Origin of the sequence: Nonomuraea sp. 10N515B (genome assembly GCF_052245915.1) — a bacterium.
Classification (GTDB): Bacteria; Actinomycetota; Actinomycetes; order Streptosporangiales; family Streptosporangiaceae; genus Nonomuraea.
The window spans coordinates 23,129-42,204 of sequence record NZ_JBQQBQ010000073.1 but is presented as its reverse complement, the minus strand read 5'-3'; the positions used below and the strand labels follow the sequence as shown (position 1 = coordinate 42,204).

Annotated in this window: 20 protein-coding genes; 8 read left to right on the top strand and 12 right to left on the bottom strand. The window is 68.4% G+C overall.

What is annotated here, in order from left to right:
• Nucleotides 1–29 precede the first annotated feature (29 nt).
• On the bottom strand, nucleotides 30–491 hold the full coding sequence (locus ACTWQA_RS50945) for an SAM-dependent methyltransferase (RefSeq protein WP_443166044.1): 462 nt from the start codon (nucleotides 489–491) through the stop codon (nucleotides 30–32).
• Nucleotides 492–947: 456 nt separating this feature from the next.
• On the opposite strand from ACTWQA_RS50945, the gene ACTWQA_RS50940 reads away from it, so the two are divergent.
• Nucleotides 948–1,589, top strand: a complete 642-nt coding sequence (locus ACTWQA_RS50940) for a hypothetical protein (protein ID WP_443166043.1) — start codon at nucleotides 948–950, stop codon at nucleotides 1,587–1,589.
• Between the two features lie 14 nt (nucleotides 1,590–1,603).
• Nucleotides 1,604–2,185 carry a class IV adenylate cyclase gene (gene cyaB, locus ACTWQA_RS50935; protein ID WP_443166042.1) on the top strand — a complete coding sequence of 194 codons (582 nt, stop codon included), beginning with the start codon at nucleotides 1,604–1,606 and terminating at the stop codon, nucleotides 2,183–2,185.
• Between the two features lie 290 nt (nucleotides 2,186–2,475).
• Here the strand turns inward: cyaB and ACTWQA_RS50930 are convergent, their stop codons facing one another.
• From ACTWQA_RS50930 to ACTWQA_RS50905, 6 genes are all read right to left on the bottom strand, one after another.
• Nucleotides 2,476–3,039 carry a GNAT family N-acetyltransferase gene (locus ACTWQA_RS50930; protein WP_443166041.1) on the bottom strand — a complete coding sequence of 188 codons (564 nt, stop codon included), beginning with the start codon at nucleotides 3,037–3,039 and terminating at the stop codon, nucleotides 2,476–2,478.
• Nucleotides 3,040–3,763: 724 nt separating this feature from the next.
• On the bottom strand, nucleotides 3,764–4,606 hold the full coding sequence (locus tag ACTWQA_RS50925; RefSeq protein WP_443166040.1) for a type II secretion system F family protein: 843 nt from the start codon (nucleotides 4,604–4,606) through the stop codon (nucleotides 3,764–3,766).
• Nucleotides 4,607–4,737: 131 nt separating this feature from the next.
• Nucleotides 4,738–5,451 carry a type II secretion system F family protein gene (locus tag ACTWQA_RS50920; RefSeq protein WP_443166039.1) on the bottom strand — a complete coding sequence of 238 codons (714 nt, stop codon included), beginning with the start codon at nucleotides 5,449–5,451 and terminating at the stop codon, nucleotides 4,738–4,740.
• An 18-nt stretch (nucleotides 5,452–5,469) separates the two neighbouring features.
• Nucleotides 5,470–6,633, bottom strand: a complete 1,164-nt coding sequence (locus tag ACTWQA_RS50915; RefSeq protein WP_443166038.1) for a TadA family conjugal transfer-associated ATPase — start codon at nucleotides 6,631–6,633, stop codon at nucleotides 5,470–5,472.
• Between the two features lie 160 nt (nucleotides 6,634–6,793).
• Nucleotides 6,794–7,837, bottom strand: a complete 1,044-nt coding sequence (gene ssd, locus ACTWQA_RS50910) for a septum site-determining protein Ssd (protein ID WP_443166037.1) — start codon at nucleotides 7,835–7,837, stop codon at nucleotides 6,794–6,796.
• Between the two features lie 955 nt (nucleotides 7,838–8,792).
• Nucleotides 8,793–9,572, bottom strand: a complete 780-nt coding sequence (locus ACTWQA_RS50905; protein WP_443166036.1) for an oxidoreductase — start codon at nucleotides 9,570–9,572, stop codon at nucleotides 8,793–8,795.
• A 463-nt stretch (nucleotides 9,573–10,035) separates the two neighbouring features.
• On the opposite strand from ACTWQA_RS50905, the gene acs reads away from it, so the two are divergent.
• From acs to ACTWQA_RS50885, 4 genes are all read left to right on the top strand, one after another.
• The gene (gene acs / locus ACTWQA_RS50900) at nucleotides 10,036–12,009 is read left to right on the top strand and encodes an acetate--CoA ligase (protein WP_443166035.1); all 1,974 of its coding nucleotides are present in this window, start codon (nucleotides 10,036–10,038) and stop codon (nucleotides 12,007–12,009) included.
• Between the two features lie 264 nt (nucleotides 12,010–12,273).
• Nucleotides 12,274–12,711, top strand: coding sequence for a phage holin family protein (locus ACTWQA_RS50895; RefSeq protein ID WP_327586379.1), 438 nt, complete (start codon nucleotides 12,274–12,276; stop codon nucleotides 12,709–12,711).
• A complete protein-coding gene (locus ACTWQA_RS50890; protein WP_443166034.1) occupies nucleotides 12,701–13,621 on the top strand; it encodes an alpha/beta fold hydrolase in 921 nt (306 codons plus the stop codon). The genes ACTWQA_RS50895 and ACTWQA_RS50890 overlap by 11 nt, the downstream gene beginning before the upstream one ends.
• Nucleotides 13,618–14,061, top strand: a complete 444-nt coding sequence (locus tag ACTWQA_RS50885; protein ID WP_443166033.1) for a DUF309 domain-containing protein — start codon at nucleotides 13,618–13,620, stop codon at nucleotides 14,059–14,061. Before ACTWQA_RS50890 ends, ACTWQA_RS50885 begins: the two co-directional genes overlap by 4 nt.
• Here the strand turns inward: ACTWQA_RS50885 and ACTWQA_RS50880 are convergent.
• The 3 genes from ACTWQA_RS50880 to ACTWQA_RS50870 all read right to left on the bottom strand — a co-directional run bounded on the left by ACTWQA_RS50880 (nucleotide 14,058) and on the right by ACTWQA_RS50870 (nucleotide 16,458).
• Nucleotides 14,058–14,486 (bottom strand): TetR-like C-terminal domain-containing protein, encoded by a 429-nt coding sequence (locus tag ACTWQA_RS50880; RefSeq protein WP_443166032.1) that lies wholly within the window; start codon nucleotides 14,484–14,486, stop codon nucleotides 14,058–14,060. The genes ACTWQA_RS50885 and ACTWQA_RS50880 overlap by 4 nt on opposite strands.
• A gap of 184 nt (nucleotides 14,487–14,670) precedes the next feature.
• Nucleotides 14,671–15,222, bottom strand: coding sequence for an aldo/keto reductase (locus tag ACTWQA_RS50875; protein ID WP_443166031.1), 552 nt, complete (start codon nucleotides 15,220–15,222; stop codon nucleotides 14,671–14,673).
• Nucleotides 15,223–15,267: 45 nt separating this feature from the next.
• Nucleotides 15,268–16,458 carry a MarP family serine protease gene (locus tag ACTWQA_RS50870; protein WP_327586384.1) on the bottom strand — a complete coding sequence of 397 codons (1,191 nt, stop codon included), beginning with the start codon at nucleotides 16,456–16,458 and terminating at the stop codon, nucleotides 15,268–15,270.
• Between the two features lie 80 nt (nucleotides 16,459–16,538).
• Here ACTWQA_RS50870 and ACTWQA_RS50865 point away from each other — a divergent pair, with 80 nt between their 5' ends.
• Entirely contained in the window at nucleotides 16,539–17,051 is a 513-nt protein-coding gene (locus tag ACTWQA_RS50865; protein WP_327586385.1) for a HEAT repeat domain-containing protein, read from the top strand.
• Here the strand turns inward: ACTWQA_RS50865 and ACTWQA_RS50860 are convergent.
• Complete coding sequence (locus ACTWQA_RS50860) at nucleotides 17,040–17,681, bottom strand: NUDIX hydrolase (protein ID WP_443166030.1); 642 nt, start codon at nucleotides 17,679–17,681, stop codon at nucleotides 17,040–17,042. The genes ACTWQA_RS50865 and ACTWQA_RS50860 overlap by 12 nt on opposite strands.
• Before the next feature lie 42 nt (nucleotides 17,682–17,723).
• Nucleotides 17,724–18,446 carry an endonuclease III gene (gene nth / locus ACTWQA_RS50855; RefSeq protein WP_443166029.1) on the bottom strand — a complete coding sequence of 241 codons (723 nt, stop codon included), beginning with the start codon at nucleotides 18,444–18,446 and terminating at the stop codon, nucleotides 17,724–17,726.
• Between the two features lie 79 nt (nucleotides 18,447–18,525).
• Between nth and ACTWQA_RS50850 the strand changes: the two genes are divergently transcribed.
• On the top strand, nucleotides 18,526–18,963 hold the full coding sequence (locus ACTWQA_RS50850; RefSeq protein WP_443166028.1) for a hypothetical protein: 438 nt from the start codon (nucleotides 18,526–18,528) through the stop codon (nucleotides 18,961–18,963).
• Nucleotides 18,964–19,076 lie beyond the last annotated feature (113 nt).

The following is a 19,076-nucleotide window of genomic DNA, read 5'->3' as shown; positions in this document are numbered from 1 at the left end:
CTCGTGGAGAACGAGCCGGGTTTGTTCGCTCAACCGCTCCCGTAGCCCGGCGAACCCTGCCCTGACCAGCCTGCACTATCCAGCGCAAGCGACGAAGCGGACATCAACTCGCGTAACGCCCTCTGAGACGGCAGTCCCGTTCCGATGTCGAGGAACTGTCGGACGCCCCGCTCTGCCAGATAGCGCACCACTCGACGAAGAAAGGCCCGGTTGGCCAGAGCACACGCTTTCGCATGGGGGTTCAGCAGAGAGGCTCGATCGGCGGCCTCGCGATCGGCCGGGAAATGATCCTTCCCGCCGAGCCAGTAATCGTACATCCGTGCTGGATTGGGCACGTTCGGGTTTATCTCCTGAGCGACCGCCATGAACCCGGACACGAAATTGGAGACCGTGCCCACAGGCCGCCGATGCCCCAGAAGATCCGCATCCAGCGCCGCCGAGCCACCTTTACCGCTGTTTCGCGCTTCTGGACTGGCCATATCCTGTGCCATAGGTCAGGACCTCGATTCCTGATCGAGGGAGCCGTACGGCGTGCTAGCGCCTGCGGCTCCCGCCTTTGTGACGTTCTCTCGCCCCTGACTGGATGGGCTCGTTGGGAGGCACAATGCTCTGCCCCACGCCCAACCCTTCGTCCTACTGCGTAATGACGATCCCCGTGAAAGGCGTGCGCTGCCATCTCACGTGTGGTATCTCATGGTGAGATACTCTGCTTACTTGCTTCCGGGACAGGAGTCAGAGTGAGCGCTCCGCTGTATGACCCAATCGTCATTCCCCTCCGGTCGTGGAGGCTCCCGAGCACCAGAGCCGCGCTTCAGGCAAGGGATGTACGCGCGTTGTTCGCCCTCGCGAAGCATCACGGCGCAACTCAAACTCGCCTTGCAATCGCGACCGGGATGCTGCAAGGCAGGGTCAGTGAAGTAATGCGCGGCGTCCGCACGATCACAGCTATGGAGACGTACGAGCGGGTAGCCGAGGGTCTAGGGATGCCCGACGAGGCGCGACTGATGTTTGGGCTTGCTCCCCAGCACCCGGCTGGCCTTGATCACCTAGGCCCAGTCGGGCGAGCGGAGATCATCCAAACATTCCCGTCCCAGTCAACGGCGGCCCAGGACATCCGTGCTGCTGCGCGCCACGTCACGGCTATCGACGTCCTCGCCGTCCGGGGACTGGGAATACTCGGTCTCAACGACTCTCTCTTGCGCCCCGAGTTGATCGGGGAACCCGATGTCCCTCGCACTCTTCGTGTGCTACTTCTCTCCCCTGAGGGTCAGGCTGCTGCTCGCCGGGCCGAGGAGATCAACGAAACCCCCGAATCCTTCTCTGCCGGTATCCACCTTGCTGAGGCCCGCTTGAGGGAGCTAGGCACCATCGCCCCATCGCTCACCCTTGAGGTTTACAGGTACAACATCTTCCCCGTCTGGCGGCTGATCACCTTGGATGAGATCCAGTACGTGTCAGCATTCGGCCAGAAGTGGGAGGGGCACGAATCCGCCGTTTACAAGCTCGCACCTACTCCCCAAGGGGCTCTCCACCGAGGGTTTCGTCGTCTGTTCGAGCAAACTCGTCGCACCGCTCAACGCATCATCTGAAAGCGAGGACATCTGTGCGCATCGAAGCCGAGTTGAAGGCCCGACTCCGCGATCCCGACCTGGTCGGCGAGGCACTGGATCATCAGGCCACGAGCGCGACCAGCATCTACCGCGACACCTACTACGACTGCTCGGACCGTTCCCTCACTGCCATCGGCCGTGAGTTGCGCGTCCGCACGGTGACCAGCAACGAGGGACGTCACGTTCTGCTGACTCACAAGTCGCCCATGGTGGACGAGGCCAGCCATTCCAAGCCCGAGGACGAGACGGAAGTCGCCGACGCGGAGGCGATCGACACCATCCTGAGGAGCCTTGGTTACAACCCGTACATCTCATTCGAGAAGCACTGCGTCAATTGGCAGTTTCAAGCGAGGGGACGCGCCATGCTCGCAACCATGGTTACTGTCCCCGAACTGGACGGTACTTTCCTGGAGATCGAGACGATCGTTGATAGCCTCGATCAGCTTCCGGCCGCACTTGAAGCGGTGAGATTGCAGATGTACGACCTCGGGATCACCGAAGACGATCTTTCGACCATGGACTACACCGAAGCAGTCACAGAGCACCGCGATCACCATCGACCCACCAACCCATGAGGCTTACTTGCCCGCGTCATCCGCAGCTTGGCGTCTTGGCCCCGGCGTCATGATCTCCAGCACCAACGGTCGCCCTGCATCCGGTCGTGTGATGAGTCTCCCTCCGTCCTGTCTCCGTGAACTTGGCGTGCGAGCGAGGCATTGACCTGCGGGACGCCAACTTGATTGAGACGCTGAGCGGATGGCTGTCTCATCGATCATGGCGTGCTGAGTGGGACGTCTTGAACTACGCGGCGCATGATCATGGAATTTCACGTGGGAGCGCCGCCCTTTGCATGGAGCCACAGGGATCAAGACCGCGTGATCGGGACCCAGTAGCGACGCTTTTGCTCGGTGATGTCCAGTAGTTGTCCCCCGTTGGCTTCGATGACTCGTTGCGAGGCGATATTGGTCGTGTCACACATGACCAATGCCTGGGAGATGCCTAGGGACCGGGCGATCGGCAGCGCCGCGGCGAGCATGGCCGTCGCGTGACCCTGGCGGCGCGCGCTGGGGCGGACGTCATAGCCGATGTGTCCGCCGCACTTCTCCAGTGCTGGGGTGAGCCGGTGGCGAATGGCCAATCTGCCCAGGAATCGCTGGCGGTCGACCCACCACAGGGTGGTCATCGGCACGAATCCGGGCCGTACGCTCGATGAATTCCGTTCGCCGAGCACGCGCGCGGCGTACGCCTCGAAGGCCGCCGGGTCGACTAGAGCCTGCGGGTCGACATCATCGACGAACCAGGGAACCGGATAGTCGAGGTCAGCGCGGAACTCGGCCACCGCGGCCAGGAACGACGTCATCAACCTGCTGGTCGGATCGACGAATTCTGGCATGGCGACCATGATGCCTGCGAGGGTGGGCAGGGCCAAGCCGTTATCGACTCTCGCTGGAACAGGCAGACGCGCCAACTTCAAGGGACCACGCCAGTTCCGTGAGACACACGCCACGTCTCCTGAGACGGGACACCCTCAAACCCCTCAAAAGTTTTTGGGAACCCCCTCGGGTTGGCCACCATCATGCGTGCCTCTGGCCCGCTGGACTCGCCGTAGACCCATTTAGAAGGACCCACGCCTCCGGCGGGGCTCAGACTCCGGGATGGCCAAGATCGCCCCTCTCCGGGGACGTGAGGGTTGCTGTGGGGTCGCCTTCCCGCCTGCCATCGCCCAGGACAAGCCGAGCGTGTCATGGCCAGGGGGGCAAGATCGTTCTTCCAGTGGATAGCTCCATCTTGCACCCATGGCCATGACACGCTTCCCTGACGGTGGGCGACGACAGACGGGAAGGCTTGGGGCACGACCCCTGTCGCGAGGGAAACCCCCAGCGTACGGCCCGGAAACTTGGCCCGTGCATGGCCCGCGAACAGTCAGCGACACTGAGACCCAGTGAGACTCTATGGGACCCCCTGATCCGGCCTTTCTCGTCTTTCCGCAGGTCAGACAGCCGTCAACCCCCTGATCAGGGCCGCAACGCTCTCTTTTCTGCATCCACAGAAGACCTATGCTCTTCTGTGGATGGCGGGGGCGACGGTGCTAGTCCTGTGGATTACAGGGGTCTGTGGATGGCCGTGATGCGCGGTTTCGCGAGGGATGACCGCTACGGGAGGACGATCGTCGAGGCGAGGCCGGCTATTACCGGGATGATGCCCAGAAGGACGAACGCCGGTAGGAAGCACAAGCCCAAGGGTGCGACCGCCTTGACGCCGACGCGCCTGGCCGAGGCGACAGACGCGGCTCGGGCGGCTTCTCGGGCGTCGTCGGCCAGGCGGGTCAGGACGTCTGCTACCGGGGCGCCGCTCTGAGCTGCTCGAGTCATGGCCCGGGAGAGCCGGCCCAATGCCGGGTCCTTGGCGAGGAGGGCCCAGGTGGGCTCGGGGTCGGCACCTAGGCGTAGCTGGCTGCTCACCCAGGTCAACCGCTCGCCTAGGGGGCCGCCGATCGCATTGGCGGCGATCTCGGCGGCGGCGCTCACGGGGCGTCCAGCGAGCAGACAAGCGGTCATCAGATCGGCGGCGAAAGGTAGGTCATTGGTGATTCGTTCGTGCTCGTGTTGGGTCTGTGCCGGTTTCGTTTTGTGGAGGTAGATCCCGGCGGCGGGGGTGATCAGAAGGCCGGCCAGGATTCCGAGCGTGCCACCGATGAGGGCTGCGGTCGCCAATCCAGCGCACACGGCGGTGATGATCGTCTTGCGGGTGATCGGTCGCGCCTGGTCATGAGGTGGATCAAGCCAGGTCGGGTGGGGTCGTTCGATGTTCGGCCTTGGTGGTGTTGGGATGTTCGGGCTTTGGTACGGCGAGACGGCTTGTGAGGGAGGGATGGGAGGGCTATCCGGGCCCTTCTGCGGGGGACGGAGTCGGGCCAGGCGTTCCTGCGGCGTCCTTGGGGAGAGCCACAGCCACGTAGCCATGCCGGCGCACAGGGCAGACAGGAATTCGAGCATTGGCGGGACTCCGATCAGGTTCGTCGGGAAAGGAATGTCCGTCGCACTGGCGCTGGGGAACGCTTTGGCCGAGCGCATCTTCTGGCTGGGCTCGATCGGGAAGTGACTGGGTGGTTCGGGGGGTTGGCTGGTCAGCCTTGTGCTTGGGCGGCCATTCGGTTTGTCCACCACAGGCCGAAGGCGTCGAGGGTGATTCCGATCACCAGGCATGCGAAGCCGGGGAGGCTGCCGAGAAGGAAGGTGAGGGGGTGCATGTTCAGGGCCGCGGCCATGAGGAGGCCGAGGGCGGGAAGCGCGGCAAGCATTCTGGCCGTGGTGCGTGGTCCTGCCAGTTGTGCTGCGACGTCCTGGCGGTGAACCTGCGCTGTGCGTAAGGCGCTGGCGACGCGTTCGACCAGGGCTGCCAGGCCTGCGCCTACCGTGACGCTCACGTTCCAGCATGCTGCGAGTTGGCGCAGGCCCTCGCCTCCCTGTGGCGGGGCCGCGGCGGTCAGGGCAGCGGAGACGTCGCCTCCGTCTCTCGCCGCCGCGACGATCGGGCGCAGGGCTTCGGAGTCGGGGAAGTCCACTGCCGTTATGGCCCTGGTCAGCGCCTCTCCTGGGGTGCGGCCTGCGGACAGTTCCGCAGAGAGTGCCTGGCACAGTTCGATGGAGGCCAGTCGCCACGCTTGAGCTCGGCGCGCGGGGCTTTGACGGGTGAATAGCCTTCGCAGGGACTGCCACTGGGGCCTCTGGTGGCTTGCGGTCAGTCTGGCTAGGCGGGTTGTGGCGGTGGTCGGGCCTGTCCACAGCCACACTGCGCAGGCTGTGGACAACGCGGTGGCTACCAGGGCGGTGTTTGTCATCGCCTGCTTGCCTTCCTCTCATCGGGAGTGGGTGTCCCGCTGTACGGCCTGGACGAGGGCGTCGTGGCCTGGGCCGATTCGGGAATTGCCCTTCGTGTCGAAGCTCAGGGCGGGGAGTGACGCGACGAAGCCTGTTGACGTTCTGGAGAGCAGGCAGATTTCGGCGATGCGTCTTCGCCCGTCCGGGCGGTCACGGGTCAGGTGGATGACGGCGTCGAGGGCCGCGGACAGCTGGCTGTGTACGGCCTCCCTGCTCAAGCCGGCCGCACAGCCCAGTGCCTCCAGGCGGGGCGGCACGTCCGCCGCCGTGTTCGCGTGCAGGGTGCCGCAGCCCCCTTCGTGACCGGTATTGAGAGCGGCCAGCAGGTCCACCACCTCGGCACCCCGCACCTCACCGACCACCAAACGGTCCGGTCGCATCCGCAATGCCTGCCGTACGAGGTCACGCAGACCCACTCCGCCCGCGCCCTCCAGGTTCGCCGGGCGGGTCTCCAGGCGTACGACGTGCGGGTGAAGGGGGCGGAGCTCTGCCGAGTCCTCGACCAGGAGGAGCCGTTCGCCCGGGTCGGCCAGCGAGAGCATGGCCGACAGCAGCGTTGTCTTTCCTGTCCCAGTGCCGCCGGTTACGAGGAAGGCCAGCCGGGCGGCCACCATCGCGGTCAGCACAGGGATGGCGGATGGAGCGATCATGCCTGCTGACACCAGGTCCGGCAGTGTGAACGTGCGGCGTGGCGGCAGGCGCAGCGACACGCAGGTGCCGCCGGGGGCGACGGGCGGGAGCACGGCGTGGAGACGTACGCCTCCGGCGAGCCTGGCGTCCACGTATGGGGAGGCGTCGTCCAGTCGTCTGCCTGCCGCGGCCGCAAGTCGCTGAGCCAGCCTGCGCACTGCCGGGTCGTCGGTGAAGGTGACCGAGGTGCGGTGCAGGCCGCTGCCGTCATCGATCCACACCTCCCGAGGGCCGTTGACCAGAACGTCTGTTACGTCGGGACGGGCAAGGAGCGGTTCCAGGGGGCCCGCGCCTATGAGGTCCGCGCAGAGGGCGCGGGCCACGGCGAGAATCTCCGCGTCGCCGTAAACGGCCTTCTCGGCTCTGAGTGCGACGGCGACCTGCGCGGCGCTGGGTTCGGCGCCCGTGCGGGCCAGGCGTACCCGGACGGCCTCCACGAGTTCCGGGGACACGGCGGATGTCGGTTTGGGAGGGGATGGAGTGGCCGGTTGCAGGGCCGCCGAAGGGGTGGTCTTGGGCTTCAGAGTGCTCGCCTGCTTTCGGTGATTGCAAGGGGCAGGGCATATCAGGGCCGGGCATGGGGCCCGTCCCAGTGACCGGACGCGGGGCTCGTCACGGTGGCAGCACGTCGCGTAGCAGGGAGGCGCAGAGGCCGCCTAGGACGGTGCGCGGGCCTAGTTTGGGTAGCTCGCCGCGGTTGAGGGTGGCGGTGAGTCTTGGCTGGTCGGGGAGGGTGCCGGCGCAGGGGATGCCGAGCGCGGCCACTGCCGTGTCGTCGTCCACGATGCCGGGGCGGAGGATCGCGCGCAGGTCGGAGGTGTGCTTGCGGGCCTCGCACAGGACCTGGACCGCGGACAGGATTCCGCGTACGTCGGCCGCCGCCACGACGAGGGTGGCGTTCGCTCTGGTGAGGGCCTCGATGGCGGCCGGGTCGAGATGACGTGGAAGGTCCACGATCACCAGGTCGAAGCCTCTCTGGCCGGCTTCGAGGACAGAGCGCATGGCCTGAGCCGGGATTTCGGCCACCTCACCCCGGTGGAAGGCCAGGACCGCCAGGTCGCCGAACGACGGCAACGCCGCCTGCAGGGCTGCGCAGCTGATCCGGCCCTCCCTGGCTACGAGGTCTCCCCAGCGAGCGCCTGATGCCTCCTCGTGGCCCAGCAGCGCGTCTATGCCGCCGCCCAGAGGGTCGGCGTCCACGAGGAGCGTGCGGAGGTGGCCGCTGCCGGAGGCGTGGAGGGCCAGACAGGCTGACAAGACGCTCGCGCCTACTCCGCCGCGGCCGCCGGTCACGCAGATCACCGCTCCGGAGCGCGGGTCTGGCTCGATGGCATCTGCCAGCCGCTCCACCAGGTGGCGTTCGTCAGCGGGGAGGCTCACGACGGCTTGGGCGCCTACGGCGACGCATTTTCGCCAGGTGTCCGGGTCCTCGAGGTCACGGGTGACCAGCAGGACTTGATCGCGGGCGGGAGGTGATGACGCGGCCACTGCTTCTGCCTGGTCGGCGCCCACTGCTATGAGTGGGGCGAGATTCCAGTACGGGCGGGCGTGGGCTGGGACGTGGGCCACGTCGAGTTGTGCGCCGGCTGCGGCTGCGATCCGGACCAGGTCGTCCAGCAGGGCGTGGTCGTCGGTGATGACCAAAGGTCGGTGCATGTCGGCCTCCCGTTTGATGGGAGGGACATCTTGTTGCAGGTGGTCGTGGCGGTGAGGGGCCGAACGCGGTTCTGGGGATAGAGCGGGGTCGGTGGTGGTGTTCCTGTGGATAACTGCTGGATAACTGTTGTGACCCCGCTGCTGGGAGGACCGTAGGACCGAACGCGCCTCCGCGTGAAACGCCATTGGAGGTCGAAGAGCTCGGTAGCGCCGTCGGAGCTGCGGGGAGTGCCGTGAGGTGGGCCCCGGAAAGAACCAGGGTGGCAGGAAGTGCCGTGGGCCGCGGGAAGAGCCGGGCGGCGGGTCCGGATGTGAGAAGAGCCGGGGCGGCGGGTCCGGGCGGCCGTAAGGGGGCACAGGCCGGAAAAGGGGCGACCCCCGCCGGGGGGGGAGAGCGGGGGTCGCCTGACCGGTCCGGCTCCGGGGGGGTAGAGCCGGTCCCGTTTCAGAAGAAAGCTTTCATCACTTCACCAGAGCCTGGCAAGGGACTGGCAAACCTATCCCGTGCAAGGTCGCTCCAGTTTCGAGGCGATACCCCCGTATGCTGCCCGATCGGATCGAGTTTCGTCGAGGAGCAATCTCGCATTTTCGCCAAGTTTTTTCGCCGCCCGATAACGATCGCATAAAGGCGATCACGGAGAGTGATCGCCACGGCTTGGTAACCAGGTTGGCTCGCCCGAGAGCCCGCGCGCCCACCTGGGCTCCGCTCCACGGCCGGGTAAAGGTCTTGGTCCAAGGGGTTCCCATCAGGGCGAATCCGTCGTAGAAAGGATTTACGGACCACTTGTCCGGGTGCATCAGCCGGGCACCCACGCGCGACCAGCCGCGGGAGGCGCGTCGTGACGGGCTTGACCCGCTCCGACGAATACAGGTGCACGCTTGGTAACCCGGCGTGATGCACCGGCAGACGGCGTCTCTTGACTGAGACGCCGTCAGCTATGTCAGCCTCTCCGGCTCAGCCCCTTTGCATGGCTTCGCAGATGGCGGTCGTCTCGCGCACCCCGAGGCTTACCGCGGAGGCACACTGCTGTACCCACTGGCCGACGCCCTCCGGCGTGCCGCTCACGTACGCTCTCAGCCCGGCCGCGTACGGCAGCTCCAGATGCCCCACCTCCACGGCCACCAGGGACTTCGGGTCCAGCCCGTACTCGACCAGGGTCAGCCGCTCGGCCGAACGCGCGATCACCCCGTCCGCCGAGCCGAACGGCCGCATCACGGCCAGTTCGGCGTGCACCACGGCGGCCAGCACGATCGCGGGCGCCTTTGTAGGACGTTCCAGCAGGTCCATCAGGCCGTCCATGCGGGCCGCGGTCTCCTTGGCGTCCGGCGCCGGGCCCAGCTCCAGCGGGTCAGGGGCCTCGTCTTCCGTACGGGGGCGGCCCAGCGCGGCCTGCGGCACGAGGCCGGCCGCCGCGACCGTGTGCAGGCGGGCCAGCACTTGGCGCGGCGCCTTGCGCCAGGTCGGGCCCAGGCGGCCCATCTCGGCCGACGCCCGTAGCGCCCCCTGGACGAGCGGGTCGTGGATCTCGTCCCTGCGCAGGGCGTCGAGGGGCACGTCGACGCCTTCGACGGCGGCCGACGCACGCGCTCCGCGCAAGGACGACTCCGCGGACACGGCGGGGCTCGCCCGGCGCAGCACGCGGTGGCGGTAGAGCCTGTCGACGGCCTCGCGAGCCTCGTCCACCGCCTCCGGCACGCCGGGGAACCGCGCGATGACGGCCAATGGGTCACTCACGGAAACCGACCTTACCCGTGAGTACGGTCTGCTCCTCCAAGGCCCGCTCAAAGCCGCTCGAGGTCGGGCCGCAACCGCCGGCGCGCGCCACCGCCGTACCGCACAAGCCCCACCGCACAAGCACAAGTCGCATCACACAAGCCCCACCGCGCAAGTCGCATCGTCACAAGCCGTACCGCACAACTGGTAGGGACCGGGCGGAAAGTCATGGGAAAGGACGACCGGACCGGCCGACGCAAACAACAGCCGCCCCAGGGGACCTATAAACCCAAGCCAACCCCGCCCGACATTCTCCTGATTTCAAGATGACAACATTTCAATAGCATTTGTTATGCGACCTGATAAGCATCGCCCCCATCCCCGGACCCACGGTACAGACCTGTCTAGACCTCTTGTGTATGGACACTGTGACCTGGTGAAGTGGGACACGACCTATCCAACCTGGCCATAGAAGGAGCACGAGGTGGCCCCGGAGACCCCTGGCACCGAACCACAGGCGCTGTCCAACCTGCTGCAGGAGAACCGCCGGTTCGCACCTCCGGCTGACCTGGCGGCGGCCGCGAACGTGACCGCAACCGCTTATGACGAGGCCTCCGCGGACCGTCTCGCCTTCTGGGAGCGTGCGGCCGAGCGGCTGACCTGGGCCAAACGGTGGGACAGGACCCTTGAATGGAACGCCCCCTTCGCCAAGTGGTTCATCGGCGGCGAGCTCAACGTCGCCTACAACTGCGTCGACCGCCACGTCGAGGAGGGCCGCGGCGACAAGGTCGCCTATTTCTGGGAGGGCGAGCCTGACGGCGACACCCGCACCCTCACCTACAACGACCTGAAGACCGAGGTCAGCAAGGCCGCCAACGCCCTTCAAGAGCTGGGCGTCGGCAAGGGCGACCGCGTCGCGATCTACATGCCGATGATCCCCGAGCTGCCGATCGCGATGCTGGCCTGCGCCCGCATCGGCGCGGTCCACTCGGTGGTCTTCGGCGGGTTCTCGGCGAGCGCGCTGAAGAGCCGCATCGACGACGCCGACGCCAAGCTGGTGATCACGGCCGACGGCGGCTACCGCAGGGGCAATCCGAGCGCACTCAAGCCGACGGTGGACGAGGCCGTCGCAGAGTGCCCACAGGTGGAGCACGTCCTCGTCGTACGACGCACCGGCCAGGACGTCCCCACGAACGGCAAGGACGTGTGGTGGCACGACCTGGTGGAGCGCCAGAGCGACCAGCACACCCCCGAGCCCCACGACGCCGAGGACCCGCTGTACATCCTCTACACCAGCGGCACCACCGGTAAGCCCAAGGGCATCCTGCACACGACCGGCGGTTACCTGACCCAGACGGCCTGGACGCACCACGCGGTCTTCGACCTCAAGCCGGAGACCGACATCTACTGGTGCACGGCGGACATCGGATGGGTGACCGGCCACTCCTACATCGTGTACGGCCCCCTCGCCAACGGCGCCACCAGCGTCATCTACGAGGGCACCCCGGACACGCCGCACCGCGGCCGGTTCTGGGAGATCGTCCAGAAGTACAAGATCACGATCCTGTACACCGCGCCCACGGCGATCCGGACGTTCATGAAGTGGGGTGACGACATCCCCGCCAAGTACGACATGTCCAGCCTGCGCATCCTGGGCTCCGTCGGCGAGCCGATCAACCCCGAGGCGTACGTCTGGTACCGCGAGCACATCGGCGGCAGCCGCTGCCCGGTCGTGGACACCTGGTGGCAGACGGAGACCGGCGCCATCATGATCAGCCCGCTGCCCGGCGTGACCGCCGGCAAGCCGGGCGCCGCGATGCGCCCGCTCCCCGGCATCACCGCGGACGTGGTCGACGACCAGGGCAACAGCGTTCCCGACGGCGGGGGCGGCTTCCTCGTGGTCAGGGAGCCGTGGCCGTCGATGCTCCGCACGATCTGGGGCGACGACCAGCGTTACATCGAGACCTACTGGAGCAGGTTCGAGGGGATGTACTTCCCCGGCGACGGCGCCAAGAAGGACGAGGACGGCGACCTGTGGCTGCTCGGCCGCGTGGACGACGTCATGCTGGTCTCCGGCCACAACATCTCCACCACCGAGGTGGAGAGCGCGCTGGTCAGCCACCCGAAGGTGGCCGAGGCGGCCGTGGTGGGCGCGACCGACCCGGTGACCGGGCAGGCCATCGTGTCGTTCGTGATCCTGCGCGGCAGCGCGGAGGAGAGCGACGACATCGCCGCCGACCTGCGCAACCACGTGGCCAAGGCGCTCGGCCCGATCGCCAAGCCGCGCCAGATCCTGGTGGTGCCCGAGCTGCCCAAGACCCGCTCCGGCAAGATCATGCGCCGCCTCCTGCGTGACGTGGCGGAGAACCGCAGCGTCGGTGACGTCACCACCCTGGCCGACAGCACGGTGATGAACCTGATCTCGGAGAAGCTCCCTTCGGCGAAGTCCGAAGACTGACACCACCTCCTCGAGAAGGCGCATGTCCTGATAAATCGGGACATGCGCCTTCTCGTGGGGCGTCCCCTTCCACCCGGTGAACGGCAGGGGCGGAACCGAGCGCACTTAGCCTGGGCGTTATCTTCTCCGATCGGGTAGATCTGGGAGTCGAAGGGGCTCCACTGCCGGGACATCGCGGCGATAAGCAGCACGTTCGGCTACGCGAGCGTCGCAATGCGCTGGATGATGATTGACACGGCCACCAGGCCTCGATAGGAGACGTTCATGCCGCAGACTCCCGAGGAAGAATCCCTGGGCTCCCTGGTCGCCCAGGCGAGCAGTCACATCTCGGACCTGGTCCGCTCGGAGATCGAGCTGGCCAAGGCCGAGTTCAGGTTCGACGCCAAGCGGGTCGGCACGGCCGGGGGCTTGTTCGCCGCGGCCGCGTTCATGGCGCATCTGTGCCTGATCCTGGCCTCGTTCGCCATCGCGTACGCGCTGGCCCAGTGGATGCCCAACTGGCTCGCCTTCCTCATCGTGACCGTGTTCTACCTGGTGGTCGCGGGTCTGCTGGTGTTCATCGGCGTGCGGCGGCTCAAGGGCCTGGCCGGGATGAAGCGCACCGCCAGGTCGATCAAGGGACTGAAGGAGATCGCGAGTCCCGACGAGCATCTGCCCGCCCCACGTCCCGATCGCGAGCCGGTGACCCGCGATGGTGCCTGACGAGTCGGTCGTCCAGATCGAGGGGCCGTGGACGCACCGCGCGGTGCACGCCGGCGGCACCCGTTTCCACGTCGTCGAGGCCGGCGAGGGACCGCTGGTGCTGCTGCTGCACGGGTTCCCGCAGTTCTGGTGGACCTGGCGCCACCAGCTGGCCTCGCTGGCGCGGGCCGGATACCGGGCGGTCGCGGCCGACCTGCGCGGTTACGGCGGCAGCGACAAGCCGCCACGCGGCTACGACCTGCCCACGCTGGCCGCTGACGCGGCCGGCCTGATCCGCGCGCTGGGCGAGACCGGGGCGGTCGTGGTCGGGCACGACTGGGGCGGGCTGCTGGCCTGGACGATGGCCGTACGCGAGCCCAAGAGCGTGCGGCGGCTGGTCATCGTGTCCGCGCCGCATCCGCTGCGGCTGCGCAGCGCGCTGCTCACCGACCCGTTCGGCCAGCTCAAGGCCAGCGCCCAGGCGCTGGGCTTCCAGCTGCCGCTGCTGCCCGAGCACCGGCTCAGGCGCCGCGAAGGGGCGCTGGTCGGCCGGTTCCTCGACGAGTGGTCGCGGCCCGGCTGGCCGGAGCCCGAGGACGCGCGCACCTACCGCGAGGCGTTCAGGATCCCGGCCGTGGCGCACTGCGCGCTGGAATACCACCGCTGGTTCGGCCGCTCCCAGCTGCGTCCTGACGGCCGCCGCTACGCCCGCGTCATGCGCACCGAGGTCGAGGCTCCCACGTTGCACCTGCACGGCGCGCTCGACCCGCGGGTCCTGCCGCGTACGGCCCAGGGCTCGAGCCGCTATGTGGCGGCCCCGTACCGGTGGCGGCTGCTCGAAGGAGCGGGCCACTTCCCCCATGAGGAGATCCCTGACGTGTTCGACACCGAGCTGCTCGGCTGGCTGGCCGACCCGGAGCCCGACCGATGAGAGACCGCGACCCCGAGGGCCGGCCGCGCCAGGGCAGGCCGCGCGACGCGTTCGGCAGGCCGCTCCCCTACGGCTCGCCCGGCGTGCCCAGGGTTCCCGACGACTACGCGCCCACGACCGAGCAGGCCCTGGCCGACGGCCGCAGGTTCCTGAGCGAGGGAATGCCGTTCAACGCGCACGAGGTGTTCGAGGGCCGCTGGAAGTGCGCCCCCGACGACGAGCGCGATCTGTGGCAGGGCCTGGCGCAGATCTGCGTCGGGCTGACGCACCTGCAGCGCGGCAACGGGCCCGGCGCGGTGACGCTGTTCAGTCGGGGCGCGGCCAAGGCGCAGGCGTACGGGGGCGTGTACGACGCGGTCGGCAAGGCCGCCTCCCGCCTGAGCCACGACAGCGACCCGGCCGAGGCGATCGCCTTGATCCTGGAGAAACTCCCCGGCTAGCGCAGCGCCGCGCGCCCCTCGATGAGCGCGACGGTGGCGGCGGCCGCGCGTCGCACCGCCGTGTCCACGGCCTCGTCGCCCTGGCCGAACATCCCCAGGTGCAGCAGCCCCGCGTGCCCGTGCGCGGTGGCCGCCACGGCCACCCCGAGCGCCTCGGCCGCCGCCGGGTCGCCGTCCGCCAGCGTCATCGCCGCCGTGTGGAAGGCCTCCTTGACCGGCTGGGAAGCCCGCTCGAGCTCCGGCTCGCCGATCGGGGAGAGCGCCGCGCCGAACAGCGACTCGAACAACGCGCGGTGTTCGGCGGCGAACCTGACGTAGCCCCTGGCCACCGCAACGAGCCGGTCCTCGGGCGCGCTGCCGCGCTCTTCGGCGCGGACGGCCGCGACCAGCAGCTCGCCCGCCCGCACCCCGACCGCGAGCAGCAACTCATCCCGGTCGGCGAAGTGGCGGTAGGGGGCGCTGACCGCGACGCCGAGCCGCCTGCTGGCCTCGGCGAGGGAGAATCATTGGACCCCGTGCTCGGCGATCAGCTCCGTCGCGGTGTCGATCAGCGCGGCCCGCAGGTCGCCGTGGTGGTAGCGGTCGCGCTTGGTCGTTCGGGGCACAGGTTCAGGTTAGCGACAGCTCATCCAGCCGGCGGACCTCCGTCTCGCTGAGCGTGAACGCCATCGCGCCCGCCGCCTCACGCGCCTGCCGCGGTTTGGAGGCGCCGGGTATGGCCACCACCGCGTCGCCGTACCGTGTGATCACCCAGTTCAGCGCCACCTGCGCCATGGACACGCCGTAGGACGTCCCGATCTCGCGCATGGCGTCGATGAGCGGCCGCGTCCGCGCGATCCCCTTAGCGCTCAGCTCGCGGCGCCCGAAGAACCTGCGCATCACCGGCGCCGACCTGGCCAGCGCCGGATCCTCGTGGTAGCGGCCGGTGAGGATCCCGCCCTCCAGCGGCGAGTACGCGATCAGCGTGACACCCAGCCTGCGGGCGGTGTCCAGGACGCCGTCACGCTCGATGTCCCTGTGCAGCAGGTTGATCCTGACCTGGTTCGCGGCCAGCGTGACGCCTTCGCCGGCGAGCACCTGGTGGGCGAGCGCCAGTTGGCGGGCGGAGAAGTTGCTCACCCCGACCGAGCGGATCTTCCCCGCCTTGAGCAGCTTGGCCATGAGAAGGTCCGAGGACAGACCCTCACGCGCGGGGGGTTCCGGCGGCTAGTCGCACTCCTGCGTGCTGGCCGGCGTGGTGTCGTTGCGACCGGCGGAGGCGTCGGGGGCGACCTCCTCGGCTGTCAGCACGTAGCCGGTCTCCTTCTCGTTGACCGCCGCGGCGAAGATCACGCCGTAGACGCGGCCGTCCGGCGTGAGCAGAGGGCCGCCCGAGTTGCCGGGCAGCACCTCACCGCGGACCACGTAGACCTTGCGGGTGACGGTGTTCTCCCGGTAGATGTCGGGGCCCTCGGCGTCGAGCCGGCCGCCGATCCTGGCCGCCACGGCCGTGAAGCCCTTGCCCTTCGGGAACCCGGCGATGATCGCGCCGTCGCCCCGGCCGCCCTCGCCGTCGAAGGCGAGCTGCGGCAGGTCGAGCCCGGGGACGTGGAGCACGGCGATGTCGCGGCGCGGGTTGTAGCGCACGACCGTGGCCGCGTGCCTGACGTTGTTGTGGTCGATGACCTGCAGGTCCCTGGTCACGCCCGCGACCACGTGCGCGTTGGTCATGATCCGGCCGGGGGCGTAGATGAAGCCGGTGCCCTCGATGTGCTTGTTGCAGCTCTCCGCGTTGCCCTGCACCTTGACGATCGCGCGCCGGGCCCGGTTGAGCCTGTCGCCCTGGAACACGCTCTGGTCGGGCGGCGGCACGTCGATGAGCTGGCCGGCGCCGATGGCGTCGAAGACGGGCGGGAACTCCGAGCGGTCGATGAACTTCTTGAACGGCTGCTGCCAGTTGCGTGCCGCCTGCGGGATCGCGTCGTCGACCGTGGTGAGCAGCGCGGAGTTCTTGACCTGGTCGACGAGCGGGGTGAAGGCCGTGGAGATGATCAGCGAGCCGATCAGCCAGGCGAAGACCAGCACGGACAGCGCGCTGGCGAAGGTGCCGCCGACCGCGTCGGCCATCTTCGCGGGCTCCCACGTGACGTGGCTGCGCACGACGGCGCCGATGGTCGAGGAGGCGAACTGGCCGATGGTGGCGGACAGGAACACGATCACGATGGCCAGCAACGCCTGCGGCGTGTCGCCGTCCACGACGGCCTTGGCGATGGGCGGCGCGATGAACACGCCCAGCACGGCTCCGCCTGCGAACCCCACGAAGCTCATGACCCCGATGATGAAGCCTTGGCGGTATCCCGAGATGCCGAAGGCGACCATGAGGCCGATCAAGATGAGGTCAAGCAGATCACCGCGCACGCTTCAAAGGTAGCCAGCGATACGGTCAAGCGTGCAAGTCTTCGGCCAGGACGGCGTCACCCCTGGCTACCTTGAGCGGTATGCCGCCGGCCGAGGGAACAGTGCGCGATCTGATCGACGCAGCTCTACGGGACAGCGATCCCGACGGCCCGCTGCGCTGGCACGTCATCTCCGTGCTGCGTCAGCGCGGCGACCTGGAGTCGTTCATCGAGGCGCGGCGCTTGTGCGCCGCGGAGACCGTGCCCGAGCGGCTGCTCGGGGTGGACATCATGGGGATGTTGCGGCCGTTCGCGGACCGTACGCTGCCGGTGCTGCGCTTCCTGGCCGCCAGCGAGGACGACGCCATGGTCCTCTACTCGGTGCTGATCGCGTTCGGCCACCTGGGCGACCCGCGCTCGCTGCCGTCCGTGATCGACCTGGCCGGCCACGACGACGCGAGGGTCAGGTACGGTGCCGCGTACGCGCTGCACCACGTGCTCGGCGACCCGCCGGACCCGGCGGGCCTGGACGCGCTGCGCATGCTGGCGGGCGACAGCGATGCCGACGTGGCGGGCTGGGCCTCACTGGGCGTGGCGCTCCGCTCAGCGCGCTAGGCGGACCACCTCAGGGGGCAGCTCCTCGATCCGCGAGGAGTCCCACGGCCGTTCGAGCCCCGCCTCGCGCAGCACCGAGTCCAGGACCATCGCCGTGAACCCCCACACCAGCATGCCCCGCACGCGAAACGCCGGGCCCGCCATGCCGCTGGGGTGTCGCAACATGATCCGGTTGCCTGGGTCGACCAGCTCGGCGATCGGCACCCGCTCCACGGAGTCGACCTCGTCGGGCGAGGCCGCGTGCACCGCCGACGGCTCGCGCCACCACCCGATCACCGGCGTGACCCGGTTGTCGCTGTAGGTGAGGTAGAGCTCCGACAACGCGCACAGCACCTCGACCCCGCTCGGGTCGAGCCCGGTCTCCTCCTCGGCCTCGCGTAGCGCCGCCTCGATCGGGCCGCCGTCCTCGGGGTCCACGCCGCCGCCTGGAAAGGCGGGCTGGCCCGCGTGCCTGCGGCCGCGCGTGCTGCGCTGAATCAGGAGCACGTCGGGCCCGAGCGGCCCTTCTCCGAACAACATCAGCACCGCCGCGGCCCGCCCGCGCCCGTCGGGTGGCCGCAGGTATCGGGGGACTCGGGTCTGCTGCGCTTGCGCCGCCAGCCTGTCGAGCCAGTCGGGGACTTGGGTCACGCATCCTCCAACACGCCGGGGCTCCGGCGACTTCCCCGCCGGTCAGGAGAAGGGGCCGGATCTGACGAGCTTCTGGGCCTCGGCGGCCGAGGTGGGGCCGGTGCCGTACGAGGGGCAGAGCGCAGTCAGCGGGCAGACGCCGCAGGCCGGGCGCCGGGCGTGGCAGATGCGACGCCCATGCCAGATCACCCGGTGCGAGAAGATCGTCCACTCACGCCTGGGCAGCAGCTCGGCCACGACGTGCTCGATCTTGACCGGGTCGGTCTCCTCAGTCCAGCCGAAGCGGCGCACCAACCGCTGGAAATGGGTGTCGACGGTGAGTCCCGGCACCCCGAACGCGTTGCCCAGCACCACGTTGGCCGTCTTGCGGCCCACCCCGGGCAGCTTGACCAGGTCCTTCAGCTTGCCCGGCACCTCGCCGCCGTGCCGCTCGCAGATCGCCTGCGCCATGCCGATGATGCTGTTGGTCTTCGCGCGGAAGAACCCGGTCGAGCGGATGATCTCCTCCACGTCGGTCCGGTCCGCGGCGGCGTAGTCCTCGGCCGTCGGATACTTCGCGAAGAGGATGGGGGTCACCATGTTGACCCGCTTGTCCGTGCACTGCGCGGAGAGGATGGTCGCGACCAGCAGCTCGAGCGGGTTGCGGAAGTCGAGCTCGCAGTGGGCGTCCGGGTAGGTCTCCGTGAGGATGCGGTTCATCTTGCGCGCCCGCCGCACCAGTGCCAGCTGGGTCTCCGGCTTGCGCCCCGCCGCGTTCGTCGCCATGCCGCAAGGGTAACCACAAAGGGTTGAACCCTGGACCGCCTCGACCGCGTACAACCTGGCGACACGGGAGGCGGTGGCCATGAGCGGTCAGGGCGCGGCGCTTGCGGACTTCGTTCGGCACTCGGGGCCGTTGCGCGGGCAGGCGCTGCAGCGCCTCGCCATCGCCTGCGCGGCCACCCTGGCCAGGCTGCACGCGAGCGGCATGTTCGGGCTGCGGCTCAGCCCGGAAAGCGTGGCGCTCGGCACGCGGGGCCAGGTGCTCATCGGCTGGCATCCCAAAGCTGGAGGCTCGGCGGCCGAGGACATACAGGCCTGGGCCGACCTTGTGGTGTTCGCGGCGACCGGTGTCCAGGACGGCGATCGCGCGGTCCTGCCTCCCACGCTCCGCATCGCGGTGGAGCAATGCCGCCAATCGGACACAGCGGCTCGCCCGAGGGCCGTGGACCTGCTGCGTGTCCTCCTCGGCCATACCGTGGCGACGGCCGTGGCCTCTGTCGACGACCTGCTCGCCTCTTGATCCAGGACTTCCGGTACTTTTCCCCTGGATAAGGCTCATCGTTACGAAGCAGAACACTCCGGGATTCCCATAACCTGTGTGTGCTGCTCGGAGTGGGGTGAGTCACAATGGCA

Bases quoted from the DNA above. Each gene is read 5' to 3' on its own strand.
- ACTWQA_RS50890 (WP_443166034.1), top strand. From the start codon at position 12,701: ATGGTGCCTGACGAGTCGGTCGTCCAGATCGAGGGGCCGTGGACGCAC.
- ACTWQA_RS50920 (WP_443166039.1), bottom strand. From the start codon at position 5,451: ATGACAAACACCGCCCTGGTAGCCACCGCGTTGTCCACAGCCTGCGCA.
- ACTWQA_RS50940 (WP_443166043.1), top strand. From the start codon at position 948: ATGGAGACGTACGAGCGGGTAGCCGAGGGTCTAGGGATGCCCGACGAG.
- ACTWQA_RS50885 (WP_443166033.1), top strand. From the start codon at position 13,618: ATGAGAGACCGCGACCCCGAGGGCCGGCCGCGCCAGGGCAGGCCGCGC.
- ACTWQA_RS50865 (WP_327586385.1), top strand. From the start codon at position 16,539: ATGCCGCCGGCCGAGGGAACAGTGCGCGATCTGATCGACGCAGCTCTA.
- ACTWQA_RS50850 (WP_443166028.1), top strand. From the start codon at position 18,526: ATGAGCGGTCAGGGCGCGGCGCTTGCGGACTTCGTTCGGCACTCGGGG.
- ssd (WP_443166037.1), bottom strand. From the start codon at position 7,837: ATGCACCGACCTTTGGTCATCACCGACGACCACGCCCTGCTGGACGAC.
- ACTWQA_RS50875 (WP_443166031.1), bottom strand. From the start codon at position 15,222: ATGGCCAAGCTGCTCAAGGCGGGGAAGATCCGCTCGGTCGGGGTGAGC.
- nth (WP_443166029.1), bottom strand. From the start codon at position 18,446: ATGGCGACGAACGCGGCGGGGCGCAAGCCGGAGACCCAGCTGGCACTG.
- ACTWQA_RS50895 (WP_327586379.1), top strand. From the start codon at position 12,274: ATGCCGCAGACTCCCGAGGAAGAATCCCTGGGCTCCCTGGTCGCCCAG.
- ACTWQA_RS50945 (WP_443166044.1), bottom strand. From the start codon at position 491: ATGGCACAGGATATGGCCAGTCCAGAAGCGCGAAACAGCGGTAAAGGT.
- ACTWQA_RS50925 (WP_443166040.1), bottom strand. From the start codon at position 4,606: ATGCTCGAATTCCTGTCTGCCCTGTGCGCCGGCATGGCTACGTGGCTG.